Genomic DNA, 14,633 nt, shown 5'->3' with positions numbered 1-14,633 from the left:
GCATCCCCGACGAGCCAAGGGCCGGTCGCTGACCGGACGACGGGCGGCCACCCCCGCGTGCAAGGGGGGTGGCCGCCCGTTCTCATCTGCCGCCGGCCCTCCCATCGGGGCCCGGTTCCCGTATGGCACGCTCAGCGCCCGTTCCCATACGGATCGCCACCGCCGGTCATGAGCGGCTCGGCAGCACCGTGGAGACACGGGTGTACACGCCCGGGTACTCCGCCCGCCCACAGCCGCTGCCCCAGGACACCAGACCGATGAGCCGCCCGTCGGCCACGAGCGGTCCGCCGCTGTCGCCCTGACAGGCGTCCCTCCCGCCGCGCGGATCGCCCGCGCAGAGCATCAGATCCCCTCGGTAGGCCGCGCCGGACGCCGCCCCACCGGGGTAGGCCCGTTCGCAGGCCCCGTCCGGCAGCACCTCCACAGGCGCTGAGCGCAGGGCGGAGGCATAGGTCCCGTTGCCGCTGACGTCGCCCCAGCCGTACACCTTCGCCTGTGTCCCCGGGGCCTCGGCCCTGTCACCCGGGCGGGCCGTCCCGATCACGTACGACGCCGGCAGCGCGGACGCCAGCGTCAGCACGGCGAGGTCACCGGCATTGGTGGCCGGGTCGTAGCCGGGATCGACCCAGGTTCGGGAGATCCGGATCTCCTGTCCGCCCTGGCTCCGCAGGGCGCTGCGTCCGGCGATCACCTTGAGGTCGGCGATCTCCCCCGGCTCGGCGCCCAGGAGGTCCCTGCCGACGCAGTGGGCCGCCGTGAGCACCTTCGTGGGCCCCACCACGACTCCCCCGCAGAACTGTCCGGCGCGCGTACCCCCGAACCGGTCACGGCTGGAGAGCGCCACGACCCACGGCGCGTCCGAGATCCGTGCGGGTTGCCCGCCGACGACGACGCTGTCGGCCGCCGCCGGCGGGGCCAGGGCGAGCGGCCCTGCCGCGGCCGGGAACAGGCCCAGGGCAGCGGCCGCTGCGAGGGCGATGGGGCGACGCATAGAGCCTCCTGACTCTCCGGTGATGTCCGTTCACCCAGAGTCGGCCACTCGTCCCCACCTCGCACCCCCGAACGCGCCGAAGGGCCCGGCCCCTACTCGGGAAACCGGACCCTTCGTACGCTTGGCGGCACGCCACCATGCCTCGCGAGTGCGAGGCGATGACGACAAGCGGTGATTAGTCGAGGTAGTCGCGCAGGACCTGCGAACGCGACGGGTGGCGCAGCTTCGACATCGTCTTCGACTCGATCTGGCGGATGCGCTCACGCGTCACGCCGTAGACCTTGCCGATCTCGTCCAGCGTCTTCGGCTGGCCGTCGGTGAGACCGAAGCGCATGGAGACCACGCCGGCCTCACGCTCGGAGAGCGTGTCGAGAACGGAGTGCAGCTGCTCCTGGAGGAGCGTGAAGCTGACCGCGTCGGCCGGGACGACCGCCTCGGAGTCCTCGATCAGGTCACCGAACTCGCTGTCGCCGTCCTCACCCAGCGGGGTGTGGAGGGAGATCGGCTCACGGCCGTACTTCTGGACCTCGATGACCTTCTCCGGGGTCATGTCGAGCTCCTTGGCCAGCTCCTCCGGGGTGGGCTCGCGGCCCAGGTCCTGGAGCATCTGGCGCTGCACACGCGCGAGCTTGTTGATGACCTCGACCATGTGCACCGGGATACGGATGGTGCGGGCCTGGTCGGCCATGGCGCGGGTGATCGCCTGACGGATCCACCAGGTGGCGTACGTGGAGAACTTGTAGCCCTTGGTGTAGTCGAACTTCTCGACGGCGCGGATCAGACCCAGGTTGCCCTCCTGGATCAGGTCCAGGAAGAGCATGCCGCGGCCGGTGTACCGCTTGGCCAGCGAGACCACCAGTCGGAGGTTGGCCTCCAGGAGGTGGTTCTTGGCGCGGCGGCCGTCCTCGGCGATGATCTCCAGCTCGCGCTTGAGCTTGGGCGCCAGCTTGTCGGAGTTCGCCAGCTTGTCCTCGGCGAACAGACCGGCCTCGATGCGCTTGGCGAGCTCGACCTCCTGCTCGGCGTTGAGCAGCGGGACCTTGCCGATCTGCTTGAGGTAGTCCTTGACCGGGTCGGCGGTGGCGCCGGCGACGGCGACCTGCTGCGCCGGAGCGTCGTCCTCGTCCTCGTCGGACAGGACGAAGCCCTTGTTCTCGCCCTCGGCCTCTTCGTCCTCGCCCTTGCCGGGTGCGACGTCCTCGAGGAGCTCCTCGCCCTCGATGACCTCGTCGGCGTCCTTCTTGGCGGTGGTCTTCTTGGCCGCCGTCTTCTTGGCGGTGGTCTTCTTCGCCACCGTCTTCTTCACGGCGGTCTTCTTCGCGGCCGCCTTCTTGGCCGGTGTGCCGGCCTCGTCGGCCGGGTCCGCGCCTTCTGCCGCCGGGGCCGCAGCGGCGGCCGTGGCGGGCTTCGTCACGGTCGTCTTGGCGGTGACGGTCTTGGTGGCGGTGCGCTTGGCCGGGCTCTTCGCTGCGACGCTCTTGCGGGCGCGCTTCGGCGACTCCGCTGCACTGACCATCAGCGTCACACCCTCTTCCTCGAGGATCTGGTTGAGGCTGCGCAGAACATTCTTCCACTGGGTTGGCGGAATCTGGTCAGCCTCGAAGGCCCGACGCACGTCATCGCCGGCGATCTGCCCATCAGCCTTTCCCCGCTCGATGAGCGCCATCACAGACTCGGACTCGGCGATCTCCGGCGGGAGCGTACGGGATGTGCTGGCCGACACGAACAACCTCTCGGAACGATGGAAACGGCTTCCGGCCCCGCCCATGATCGGGCCGGAGCCGACGACCGTCGACGGGGAATGTGCCGACGGCGCGGGCTGGACCGGGGAACTGCACAGCGCCTCACGCGGCGGCTGTATTCCTTCCTCGGCTGTCACCTCTTAGGTCATCGCACGGCTTCGAGGAGTGTTACGCCCAATCCGCGTGGCCCGAGTCACACCTCATTTGCGACGAATCGGCCAGAACGGTGGTTTCGTCGCACATTCGCGCCGTCGCGACCCCCGCGGCCCCGGGGATCCGCCATGATCCCCGGGTTCCGCGCGGATGCGGCGACACGCGATGTGTGCGGCTTCGTACTCCTGGCCACAGCCCGCGCGTCAGTGCTCGCGCGGAGCCGGCACCACGCGCTCCACCTCGGGATGAACGGTGAGCAGTTGCCGCATGGCCGTCTCGGCGCCGTGGGCGTCGCCGGCGGCGAGGGCGTCGACGATCCGGGCGTGGTGCGCGAGGCAGTTCTCACCGGGGCGGTCACACGCGGTGACAGGGCCGCCGGAGACCTGGAGCGCAGCGCCGACGATGCCGGAGAGATGCTCGAGCATGCGGTTGCCCGCGAGCTGGATGAGCAGGGAGTGGAACTCGGTGTCGGCCCGGGCGAAGGTGATCCCGTCACCCTGGGCGTAGGCGTGGCTCATGATCTCGACCATGTCGGCGAGCCGCTGCTGCACGTCCTCCCGGCCGTGTCCGGCGGCGAGCCGGGCGGCCAGGGGCTCGATCGTCCAGCGCAGTTCGTTCAGCTCGCGGCGCTGATCGTCACGCTGGGGGCCGAAGGCGCGCCACTCGATGATGTCGGGGTCCAGCAGGTTCCAGTCGCTGACCGGACGGACTCGGGTGCCGACGTTGGGGCGGGCACTGACCAGGCCCTTCGCCTCCAGCACGCGCAGCGACTCGCGCACGACGGTGCGGGAGACCTCGAAGCGCTGCCCGATCTCCTCCGGGACGAGCGGCCGGTCGGCGCCGAGGTCGCCGGAGACGATCATCTGCCCCAGCTGCTGGACGAGTTGGCCGTGCAGTCCGCGGCCGCGGCTGCCCGCGCTGCGGCGCCCGACCCGGCCGAGGTCCGTCTCCACCCCTTCCCAGGAGGGCGGGCCGACGCGATCGGCGACGGGCGCCTCCGCGTACGGGTAACGGTCGAGATCGCCCGGGGCGCCGAGGCCGGAGTCGACGGAGCGGGCGGCGGTCATCATGGTGTGCGCAAGGGTACTCACGCATCCTTTGTCGGCGTGGTCCCGGGGACCCTTGAGGTCTTTGGTGAAAAGCACACGAAAGGGTGATCGTCACCCCCTACACAATTGACGATTAATCGGACATACCCCGGCATTTTTAAGGAAGTTATCGGTGAACCGGGCGATGTCGGTCTCGAACTGATCACCAACGCGCCTTACGGCGAAACCCGGTGAACAGATAGGCGCAGAGCAGGCCGGTCAACGCCAGCGTCAGCGCCACCCCCACGGGCTGGGCGAGCACCCGAATCGCGCCCATCAGCCAGCGGTCGGCCTCGATCGGCCACTCCAGGCTGACGAATCGCCGGAGGCGGGTGGGGAGTCCGGCGATCGAGCGGCCCGACGGACCGGCGAGAACCAGGTGCAGCACGGGGACGAGCGCGATCGGCACGGCGAGCACCGCGGCCACTCCGGCCGCGGCGACCCGGAACACCCCGGCCCCGAGCACCCCCGCCCAGGCGCAGCCGATGATCAGTCCAAGCCAACTCGCGCACAAGGTCGGCCAGTTCTCCGGTACGGGAATCAAGTCGCCGCCGTAGACGAGGCGGACTGCCTCCAGATCGGCCACCACGACGACGACCGCGAGGAACACGGCGACGGCGGCCGCTACGGCGAGTTTGGCGAGCAGCAGTCCGAGGCGCCGGGGCACGGCGCCGCGGCCGGTGGTGAGGGCGGGGTAGCGGTATTCGTCCCCGAAGGAGAAGGCCCCGAGCAGCCCCGCCCCGAGCGCGGCCGGCGGCAGCGGCGAGAGTCCGGGCCAGCCCGCGAGCACGGTGGGCACGGGGGTGCGGCCGCTGCGGGCGAGCAGCACCGAGATGAGGACGGAGGCGGCGAGCGTGGCGGCGACGACGAGCGGAGTGCTCGGTACGCCGAGCAGGCGGCGGATCTCGTACCGCAGGGGGCGCAGCGGCGCGCGGGCCGGGCGACGGACCGCCAGGGGCGCGGACTCCTGGCCGCTTCCGCTCACATCCGGCCTGCTTCCGGCCTCCGCGCCGGCCCGGGCGGCAACGGGGCCGGTGACGGGACGGGCGGGTTCGGAGGAACCGGCGGAGCAGGTGTCGCCCACCTCGTCGGCCAGTCGATGGATGAGCACACCGTGGCGGAAGGCGGTCTCACCGATCGCGGAGCAGTCGCTTCCGTAGACGGAGAGGCGGTTGCCGCTCTCGGTGACGACCTCGACGGAGCGGCGGGCTGCGCGCGCCTCCTGCGTGACGGCGGCGGCGAGCCGTGCGGCGTGCGGGGTTCGCACGGCCACACGGGGCCGCAGCCGGGTACGGGCGAATTCCGTGACGTCCTGATCGGCGACGAGGCGGCCGGACTTCACGGTGACGACCCGGTCGGCGTTGCGTGCCGCCTCCTTGGGATCCGCCGTCGTGAACAGAACGGTCCCGCCCGCCGCGGCGTGGGCGCGCAGGAATTCGTGCAGCCAGGCGCTCTCGCGCGCCGAGAGACCGGCCACGGGCTCGTCGAGCAGCAGCGTGTGCGGGTCTCCCAACAGGGCGCAGGCGAGCCCCAGTCGGCGGTCCATACCCCGCGAGAGCGTGCCGACGCGCTGGTCGTGGAGGCCGGTGAGGCCCACGGCGTCGAGCATCTCGTCCGCCTTGGTCCCGGGGACGCCGACGGCCGCGCAGAGCATCCGGAGCTGGCTGCGCAGGGTGCGCGAGGGGTGTCCGGCGACGTCGCCGAGCAGGACACCGACCTCGCCGGCGGGATGGGCGATGCGGTGCAGGGGCCGGCCCCGGAAGTACGTCACACCACGGCCGGGCTCGAGTTCGAGCATCAGCCGCAGGGCGGTGGTCTTTCCGGATCCGGAAGGGCCGAGCAGGGCGGTCACACAGCCCGGCCGGGCGTCGAAGGTGAGGTCGTCCACGGCGGGCGAAAGGTCGCGGCGGGGGCTGCTGGTGAGTCCGATGGCCTGGAGCATCGCTTCTCTCGCGGTAGGTGACACCGCTCCGCGGCAGGGCGGCTGTCGAAGCAAGATAACGCTACATTTCGGACTTTCGGCGCAGGATTGGGGCCTCGGGTCGCCCCACGCCGACCTCGGGGCGATGGAGGTCGGGCCGGTTCAGACCTCGGGGCGCAGCATGGGCGGGTTGAGCAGCGTCGCCCCGCCCGCCCTGAACAGCTGGGCCGGGCGGCCGCCCTGACGGGTGGTCGTGCCACCGGCGGGGACCAGGAAGCCGGGGGTGCCGGTCACCTTCCGGTGGAAGTTGCGCGGGTCCAGAGCGACGCCCCACACCGCCTCGTAGACCCTCCTGAGCTCGCCCACCGTGAACTCGGGCGGGCAGAACGCGGTGGCCAGCGAGGAGTACTCGATCTTGGACCGGGCCCGCTCCACGCCGTCGGCGAGGATCTTGGCGTGGTCGAAGGCGAGCGGGCCGGACTGCTCGTCCTCACGCTCGGCGTCACCCCCGGGGCGGAGCAGATCCTCCACCGGCGCCCAGCGTGCGCTGTTGGCGTCGCCACCGGCGCGCGGCGCCGGCAGATCCGGGGCGAGCGCCAGATGGGCGACGCTGACCACGCGCATCCGCGGGTCTCGCTCGGGATCCCCATAGGTCGCCAGCTGTTCCAGATGGGCACCGTTGCCGGCGGCGGGCAGCGGAGCGGCGGGGTCGTGGGCGCAGAGCCCGGTCTCCTCGACCAGTTCACGCGCCGCGGCCGCGGAGAGGTCCTCGTCGGCCCGGACGAAGCCACCGGGCAGCGCCCACCGGCCCTGGAACGGCGGTTCTCCCCGTCGTACGACCAGGGCGCACAAGGCGTGACCCCGGACCGTGAGCACGACCAGATCGACGGTGACGGCGAAGGGCGGAAAGGCCGACGGGTCGTAGGGAGACATGCCGCGATCATAGTCGTCTTCCTGACGATAAACACGCCCCCCGGGTGCATCGACAATGACTTCTTCTCCCTCCCACGACGCTTCCGGTGTGTTGTCGACCCGCATCCGTTTCAGCCTCCGAGCTGGAGGCCTTCGGCGGCCTCCTCCACCATGCCGAGCCCAAGCCTGCTCACCCGTACCGCGAACGGTTCACCCGCGACGAGGAGTCCCGAAAGCCGGACGGCGCCCAACGGGGCCGACCGTACCGGCTGCAGGGCCACCGTCCCGCCTGGTGCGTCCGGCCTGATTCCGACGAGGGTCGTCAGGACCAGCACGCCGGCCGCCGCCGCCACCGCGGCGGGCCGGCAGGCCGCCGGGTGCGGCACCGGAGCACCACCGGCCGTGCGCAACCCCCCGGCGTACATCTCGGGCAACCGGAAGCCGAACGCCTCGGCCGCGTCGAGAAGTCCGCGCAGCAGGGATGTCGCCTCCTTCTCGAATCCCGCCGCGGCGAGACCGGCCACGGCCACCGCCGTCTCGTGCACCCGTACGGCTCCGGCGCGGTGCCCGAAGGGGTTGTGGCCCGGTTCCTTGACGCCGAGGCCACGCAGGCCCCAGCCGGAGTCCAGCGCCGGCGTACCGAGCAGCCTGGCCAGCTGTTCCGTCCGGGCCTTGTCCAGCAGGCCGGGTGCGTGACGGCCGCCGCCCGCGAGCCCGCTGTCCAGGAGGTGCGCCGCCCAGCCGCCCAGCTGGTTCCAGGGCCGGCCGTCCGGCGCCCGGGCCACGGCGGGCCTGCCGCCCGAGCGGTCGTCCAACCAGAACTCCTCGCGGAAACGACGGCGCAGGGTGTGCGCCCAGTCCCGCCACATGGCGGCGCCGGGACGGCCGCAGGCCTCCAGGAGGTCGGCGCCGAGGACGGCCGCCCGGTGTGCGTGGGCCTGGGTCTCGGCCCGCCAGGGCCCGGCGGGGCCCGGGTCCGGGACGAAGCCGCTCGGGTCCGCGGCGCCGCGAAGCCATCGCAGGCACCGCTCCGCGGCGGGGAGCAGCTCGGCGAGTTCCTGTTCCGGCATGCCCCAGCGTCTGGCCTCGGCAAGGAGGACGGGGAAGGCGAGGGTGGCTTCGATGCCGGTGCAGCGGGGCGGGAGGTGAGGGCCTGCGTCCCGGAGGGGGCCGGGGATCCTTCCCGCCTCGGGACCCGGCCCGCCGAGTTGTGTGCGGGCCAGGGCACGCAAGGTGGAGAAGGCCAGCCGGGTGCCGAGCGACAGCGCCATACGCGCGGCCCAGAGGGCCTCGGCGCCGACGGGTCCGCAGCGCCAGGGCACTCCGGCCGCGAGGTGGACATCGGCGGGCTGGGCGGGATCACGCTGGAGCAGCGCCCTGAGATCGTCGACGGCGGTGCGCAGCAGGCGGCCCACACGCGGGTCGTCCCCTTCCGCCCGCGCTTCGGCGAAGACCTGCCCGCCCGGCCGCGCGAGGGCCGGTACGGGGCCGCCCGGCCGGCCTGCGGCCGTACCCGGGGCGCCTTGCCTTCCGGCGGCCGCCCCTGGCCTTCCGGACCGTCCGGTGCCCTGTGCCGGGGCCCCAGGCCCCGGGCCTGGGGCGCCGGCAAGCCGGGCTGTCCGGTCGCCGCGCACGCGGAGCTCGATCGTGCGGGCGTCTCCGGGCGCCAACTCGATCTCCCAGCGGAGAACTCCGGCCGCGGCCAGCGCGTCCATCGGGGGTGGGACGGCGGTGACGATCGCGTATCGGCCGTCGTCCGCCGTCCAGCGCATCCCCGTGCCGTGAACGCTCGCGGCGAGCTCGGGTCCGCAGCGTCCGGCCGCCACCGCGCCCAGATCCGCGAGATCCGTCCCCAGAGCGACCTCCACCGGGAGTCGAAGCGGTCTTCCGGCGGAGCTGCGCAGGGTGATCCGTTCGGTGCCGTCCGCGCCGCGCGAACGCTCGACGGTGACACCGGGGTCGGGCCCGGTGTCTCCAGGAGTGCGCAGGACACCGAGGAATCCGGCGCGGTCGGCGGCGGCCAATCTGCCCTGGAGAGGGACGGGTTCGCGGCCCGCCACTCGCAGGACGCAGCGGGAGAGGAGCCGTCTACCTGCCAGATAGACCCCTTCGAGGCCGTGGCCGGTGAGCTGGCCGTGCTCGGCGCAGACGGCGAGGGCGGGCAGGGCGACGCAGAAGAGCGCGTCGTGCACCTCCGGCAGCTCTCCCGGACGTGCGGTGCCCGGGTGCACGGGGCCGGCGGCGTACGTGAGTCCGGCCGGGCGTCCGGTGGCCGGGGCGGGGCTGGGGGCCATGGGTCGTGTGCTGTGCTCTCTGTGCGATCCGGACAGCCGGTGGAACGTCGGCGGTACGGGCCGTACGGCTCCGCCACAGACCTGAACGCCGCTGCGGGCGGGGTGGTCACGGGCGTCACCGCCGGCTCCTCGTCCCGCGCCGCCCACCACGCGGGGCGGCGCCGCTCCGGACGTGCCTGGCCCGCACCGGGCCGGGGCGGGCGCTCGCGACCGGTGCTCCCTTCCTGACGGCCCGCGGTCGGGCGCCGCCGGGGCGGCGCACCCGGGGACGCGGCCTGCTCACCGGGCCGGCGGGCGGGACCGCGGTCCGGGCGCGGCGTTCCTCGCGCAGGCAGCTGCGCAGCGACTCGGGGTCGAGTCCGTCGTTGCATGCCTGGTGAAGCAGCCGGGCGAAGAGGTAGTCGGGATCGGCCTCCAGCGCCAGGCCGAGAGCGACACGGGCGGACGGCTCGTCTCCGGTGGACCAGGCCGTCCAGCCCGCCAGGGCGAGTGGAGCGGCCGCGTGCTCGCCGTAGGGTGCGACGCAGCGCCTGGCCAGGGCGCGCCACAGGCGCAGGGCGGCGAGACCTTCCCGGCCCTCCATCCATGCGGCTGCCTGATCCCGGGTGTCCCGGTCCTGAAGGCCGATGATCAGGGTGGCGGCCTCACGGGCGGTGAGCAGGGCGTCGTCGGCGGCGTCGAGCTCCCCAGCCCCCCTCGCCCGCGCCCGGTCCACGGGTTTGCGGTCGGGCCGGCCGCCCTCCGCCCCCGCTGCGGAGGACGTGGACGTCGCGTCCGCCGTTTCCTCCTCGGCCGGTGTGTCGAACCGACGCAGCAGCGTGCGGGCCAGATCGAGCGTGGTCTGCCTGATTTCCCTCCTGCCTCGGCCCGAATGGTCTTCGAGAAGCTTCGGAGTGATCTCCGCCGCCGCCTCGTTCAGGGCCTTGCGCTGCTCCTCGTTGCCCCGCGGCTCGGTGCCGGGAGGCGTGTCGCCGTGTGACCGGGCGTCGCCGCGGAGGGCGACACCGGGCGCTTCACGCGGCTTGAGCCGTGCCTGCATGTCCCGCAGGGTTCCCCTCACCTGGATTCCGGCGTAGGCGGCGGCCGCCGCCATCACCGACGTACCGGTCAGCGCGAGCGGTGTCCCGTCAGGCGGACAGCATCGGGTGTCGGGGCAGCAGTAGGAGAAGTACAGGCCGTCGGAGATGCAGAGGGCTTCGTAGACCGGAATGTCGAGCTCGCCGCAGGCCGTGCGCAGTCGCTGGGCGAACGGGCTGAGCCGCTCGCTCACCTGGCGAGCCGTCTCTCCCGGCGCCGGATCCTGGCAGAGGAAGACGACGATGCCGTCCGGGCGGATTCCCTTGCGGGTGCATCCGTCGACCAGGCACTCGGCAAGGTGCTCGGCCGTCGAGGACCACTCGGCCGGCGAGCTCGGGATGCCGAGCCTGACCCGGCCGCCGAACCGTCCGCGCTCGCCGTGGAGCCCGACGAGGACGACCGAATCGGTGGGATGGAAGCCCAGCATGAAGGGGAGGGCGTCGGCCAGCTCGGCGGGGCTGCGCAGCGTGATCTGCTGCGCTCCGGAGGGGCCGTCGGATGCGTGTGGGTTCGTGTTCATGGTCACGACGGTCCCGCGCCGACCGCCGACTCCGAAACCCCTGTGGATAACTCACGGCGCGGTCCCCTCGAAGTTGTCCACAGGTCTCGCGGCTCGTTCGCGGTTTGTCGTACCCATCGGGTTGCATGGGGGCATGACCAACGCAGACCGCCTCGAAGACCGCGCGGCCCTCCGAGCCACCGCCGATGCCGTACTCGCCCGTCTTGTCGGCGATCCGACGGGTACGGCCAGACTGCGGGAGGACCAGTGGCGTGCCATCGAGGCGCTCGTCGCCGAGAAGCGGCGGGCGCTGGTCGTGCAGCGGACCGGCTGGGGCAAGTCGGCGGTGTACTTCGTGGCGACCTCACTGCTGCGTGAGCTCGGTGGTGGGCCCACCGTGATCGTCTCCCCGCTGCTCGCTCTGATGCGCAACCAGGTCGACGCGGCGGCCCGCGCCGGTATCCGCGCCCGCACGATCAACTCGTCGAACACCGAGGAGTGGGAGACGGTTCAGCAGGAGGTGGCCGCGGGCGAGGTGGACGTCCTGCTCGTCAGCCCCGAGCGGCTCAACAACCCGGACTTCCGCGACGAGGTGCTCCCACGGCTCGCCGCCGCCACGGGCCTGCTCGTGGTCGACGAGGCGCACTGCATCTCCGACTGGGGTCATGACTTCCGCCCCGACTACCGCCGTCTGCGCACGATGCTGGCCGATCTGCCCGCCGGGGTCCCGGTGCTCGCCACCACGGCGACGGCCAACGCACGGGTGACGGCGGACGTGGCCGAGCAGCTCGGCACGGGCGCCGGGACGGACGCGCTGGTGCTGCGCGGTCCGCTGGACCGGGAGAGCCTCAGCCTCGGCGTGGTCCGGCTGCCCGACGCGGCCCACCGGCTGGCGTGGCTGGCCGATCACCTCGGCGAGCTTCCCGGCTCGGGGATCATCTACACCCTCACGGTCGCGGCCGCCGAGGAGGTCACCGCCTATCTCCGCCAGTGCGGCCACACGGTCTCCTCGTACACGGGCCGTACGGAGAACGCCGACCGTCAGCAGGCGGAGGAGGACCTGCTGGCCAACCGGGTCAAGGCGCTGGTGGCGACCTCGGCGCTGGGCATGGGCTTCGACAAGCCGGACCTGGGCTTCGTGGTGCACCTCGGATCGCCGTCCTCCCCCATCGCGTACTACCAGCAGGTGGGCCGCGCGGGGCGAGGTGTGGAGCACGCGGAGGTGCTGCTGCTGCCGGGGAAGGAGGACGAGGCGATCTGGCAGTACTTCGCCTCGGTGGCCTTCCCGCCCGAGGAGCAGGTGCGGCGCACGCTCGACGTGCTGGCGGGGGCGGACCGCCCGCTGTCGCTTCCCGCGTTGGAGCCGTTGGTGGAGCTGCGGCGAACCCGCCTCGAGACGATGCTCAAGGTGCTGGACGTGGACGGTGCCGTGCACCGGGTGAAGGGCGGCTGGACGAGCACCGGCCGGCCGTGGACCTACGACGCCGAGCGGTACGCGTGGGTGGCCCGTCAGCGGTCGGCCGAGCAACAGGCGATGCGAGAGTACGCGGCGACGACGGGCTGCCGGATGGAGTTTCTGCGGCGCCAGCTGGACGACGAGGAGGCGGCTCCGTGCGGCCGCTGCGACAACTGCTCGGGGTCCCGGTTCGATCCGAAGGTCACCGAGGCCGCGCTCGACGCCGCCAGGGGCGAGCTGGGTCGGCCGGGGGTGGACGTGGAGCCGCGCAAGATGTGGCCGACGGGGCTCCCGGCGGTCGGCGTGGATCTGAAGGGCCGCATCCCCGCCGGTGAGCAGGCGTTCCCCGGACGGGCCCTGGGCCGGCTCTCGGACATCGGCTGGGGGAACCGGCTGCGTCCGATGCTCTCGGAGCGGGCGCCGGACGGCCCCGTCCCGGACGACGTCGTACATGCGGTGGTGCGGGTGCTCGCCGACTGGGCCAAGGGACCGGGCGGTTGGGCGTCGGGAGCGTCCGACGCGCCTGCCCGTCCGGTCGGTGTGGTCACGGTCGCCTCGCGGAGCAGGCCGCAGCTCGTGGGCTCCCTCGGGGAGCGGATCTCGGAGATCGGCCGGATGCCGTTGCTCGGTTCGGTCGAGTACGCGCCGGAGGCGGACGATCTGCGGATCTCGCGAACGAACAGCGCTCAGCGGGTGGTCGGGCTCCATCAGGCACTCATGGTTCCGCCCCCACTGGCCGAGCGGCTGGCCTCAGCGGCCGGGCCGGTTCTGCTGGTTGACGACCTTTCGGACAGCGGCTGGACACTGGCGGTGGCGACGCGGCTGCTGCGACGGGCGGGGGCGGAGGGGGTGTTTCCGCTGGTGCTCGCCATCCAGGGGTGAAACGGGGAGTGAACACCTGATGACTGGGCAGGGATATCAGTGTCATACCGGCCTATTCCAGTCAGCGTTCTCAATTGCTCGTTGCCGCCCGCGCACGGGCCCGCAAGAATTGGAATCCGCCCCGCACAGCCCCTACGCGGTCCGGAAGGACTGTGCTGTGCCGCGCCCTCACTCGACCCTGCCGCCCAACGGGCGCGTATCCGAAGGGAGGACCGTGACCTTCGGATTCGCTCCGTCCGCAGCCACCTCGATCAGCTCGTCGTCCGGGTCCGCCAGCCGCCTTGCTCGGATGCTCGAACCGGCCGAGTGGGCGGCGGCGGGAATTCCGCTCCTCCGCAATCCGCGTGAGGTGGTCAGCGGGCTGCACGCCCGCCACCGACCGACGCCCTCGACCGCGGTCGTGGCCGTCCTCGACCACGAGGAACGGCTCGCCGCCAGTGCGTCGTTCGCCCGCCGCGCCGTCCCCGCGGACGGCTGGGAGTTCCGCAACGCGCTCCTCGCGCATCTGCGCCGGGTCATTCCGCACGACCTCCGGCGCAGGTCTCCCGTGCGGACCGCCGTCCTGCTCTACTGCCGGGACGGTGACGAGCGCTGGACGGAGGAGGACGGCGCCTGGATGTGGGGGCTGCGGGACGCCTGCACACTCCACGGTCTGCGCTGCGGTGCGTACATCACCCTGACCCGAGGCGGCTGGCAGGTGCTGGGTGAGGGCCGGGGCGGCCGGCAGCCCGGTTCCGAGTCCCCTCCGACCGCGCTCGGGGACGTCACGTCCGAGCTGGGAACTCTCCGGCCCCGTACGGCGAGTGGAGCCGCCGAACCACTGCGCCGGACGGCCGCCCGCTGAGCCACGCGCGCCCTCCGGCGTGCCACGGCCCGGCCACCCCGTAGGGCGGCCGGGTCAGGTCCGTGGGTACGTGCTCCGGCTCAGACGCCGGCGCCGAGCACGGCGTTGACGCGCTGCGGGTCGCCGCAGACGATGAGGAGCGCTGTCGCGCGCCCCATCGCCAGGGGCAGGGCGCGGGCGGTGGCGTCGTCGGCGCCACCGTTGACCGCCACGACCACCACGGGCCGGGCCGCGGCCCGCTCCACGACGGCGGCGTCCGCGAAGAACACATCGTCGCGGGCGTCCTGCTGCGCCCAGTAGGCGGCGTCACCGAAGGACAGCTCGTGTGCCGCCCAGGGGTGCTGCTCGCCGGTGGTGAGGACGAGGATGTCGCCCGGTGCGCGGCCGGTCTCCAGGAGAAGGTCCACCGCTTCCTCGGCGGCGTCGAGAGCGCCGTCGGCCGGGGCCGGAATCACCTGGATCTGCGGGCCGGGCCGCTGCGCGGAACGATTCTCCGGGCGGGGCGACGGGGATGCGGCGGCACCGGGCTGCGGGCGCTGCACCGGCGGGCCGGGCCTGGCCGGTCCGGGGCCGGGACGGCCAGGACGCGGTGAGGCCGCCGAACGCGGGCCGGGTACGGGACGGGGGGTCGGCGCGGGGTGTCCGGCGGCCGTGGTGGCGCGGGGACCCTGGGCACTCTCGTGAATCTGAGGCTCCTCGGGGATGAGAGGCATGAGTGGATGTCTATCAAACGCCGGTGCGCGAGTCATCGGCGGGTGGGCACACATGTGCGCC

Annotated in this window: 10 protein-coding genes; 2 read left to right on the top strand and 8 right to left on the bottom strand. The window is 72.8% G+C overall.

Features of this window, described 5'->3' with window-relative positions; all coding sequences use genetic code 11:
* Positions 1-166: 166 nt before the first annotated feature.
* The 7 genes from ABZY12_RS21840 to ABZY12_RS21810 all read right to left on the bottom strand — a co-directional run bounded on the left by ABZY12_RS21840 (position 167) and on the right by ABZY12_RS21810 (position 10,698).
* Positions 167-991, bottom strand: coding sequence for a serine protease (locus ABZY12_RS21840; protein WP_356892745.1), 825 nt, complete (start codon positions 989-991; stop codon positions 167-169).
* A gap of 175 nt (positions 992-1,166) precedes the next feature.
* Positions 1,167-2,714 carry an RNA polymerase sigma factor gene (locus ABZY12_RS21835; protein ID WP_356892743.1) on the bottom strand — a complete coding sequence of 516 codons (1,548 nt, stop codon included), beginning with the start codon at positions 2,712-2,714 and terminating at the stop codon, positions 1,167-1,169.
* Positions 2,715-3,089: 375 nt separating this feature from the next.
* Positions 3,090-3,977, bottom strand: a complete 888-nt coding sequence (locus tag ABZY12_RS21830; protein ID WP_356892741.1) for a FadR/GntR family transcriptional regulator — start codon at positions 3,975-3,977, stop codon at positions 3,090-3,092.
* A 160-nt stretch (positions 3,978-4,137) separates the two neighbouring features.
* Positions 4,138-5,916 carry an ABC transporter ATP-binding protein gene (locus ABZY12_RS21825; protein ID WP_356892739.1) on the bottom strand — a complete coding sequence of 593 codons (1,779 nt, stop codon included), beginning with the start codon at positions 5,914-5,916 and terminating at the stop codon, positions 4,138-4,140.
* 141 nt (positions 5,917-6,057) lie between these two features.
* Entirely contained in the window at positions 6,058-6,828 is a 771-nt protein-coding gene (locus tag ABZY12_RS21820) for an NUDIX domain-containing protein (RefSeq protein ID WP_356892737.1), read from the bottom strand.
* A 110-nt stretch (positions 6,829-6,938) separates the two neighbouring features.
* A complete protein-coding gene (locus ABZY12_RS21815; protein WP_356892735.1) occupies positions 6,939-9,101 on the bottom strand; it encodes a glycogen debranching N-terminal domain-containing protein in 2,163 nt (720 codons plus the stop codon).
* A gap of 115 nt (positions 9,102-9,216) precedes the next feature.
* The gene (locus ABZY12_RS21810) at positions 9,217-10,698 is read right to left on the bottom strand and encodes a DUF4192 domain-containing protein (protein WP_356892733.1); all 1,482 of its coding nucleotides are present in this window, start codon (positions 10,696-10,698) and stop codon (positions 9,217-9,219) included.
* 133 nt (positions 10,699-10,831) lie between these two features.
* Here ABZY12_RS21810 and ABZY12_RS21805 point away from each other — a divergent pair, with 133 nt between their 5' ends.
* Together ABZY12_RS21805 and ABZY12_RS21800 are read left to right on the top strand one after the other, a co-directional pair.
* Positions 10,832-13,015 (top strand): RecQ family ATP-dependent DNA helicase, encoded by a 2,184-nt coding sequence (locus tag ABZY12_RS21805; protein WP_356892731.1) that lies wholly within the window; start codon positions 10,832-10,834, stop codon positions 13,013-13,015.
* Between the two features lie 214 nt (positions 13,016-13,229).
* Positions 13,230-13,859, top strand: coding sequence for a hypothetical protein (locus ABZY12_RS21800; RefSeq protein ID WP_356892729.1), 630 nt, complete (start codon positions 13,230-13,232; stop codon positions 13,857-13,859).
* Positions 13,860-13,939: 80 nt separating this feature from the next.
* Here ABZY12_RS21800 and ABZY12_RS21795 read toward each other — a convergent pair whose 3' ends face one another.
* Entirely contained in the window at positions 13,940-14,572 is a 633-nt protein-coding gene (locus tag ABZY12_RS21795; RefSeq protein ID WP_356892727.1) for a hypothetical protein, read from the bottom strand.
* Between the last annotated feature and the right edge of the window lie 61 nt (positions 14,573-14,633).

It is taken from the genome of Streptomyces sp. NPDC006551 (assembly GCF_040611675.1).
Taxonomy (GTDB): domain Bacteria; phylum Actinomycetota; class Actinomycetes; order Streptomycetales; family Streptomycetaceae; genus Streptomyces.
This window is presented reverse-complemented; position numbering and strand designations above follow the sequence as displayed.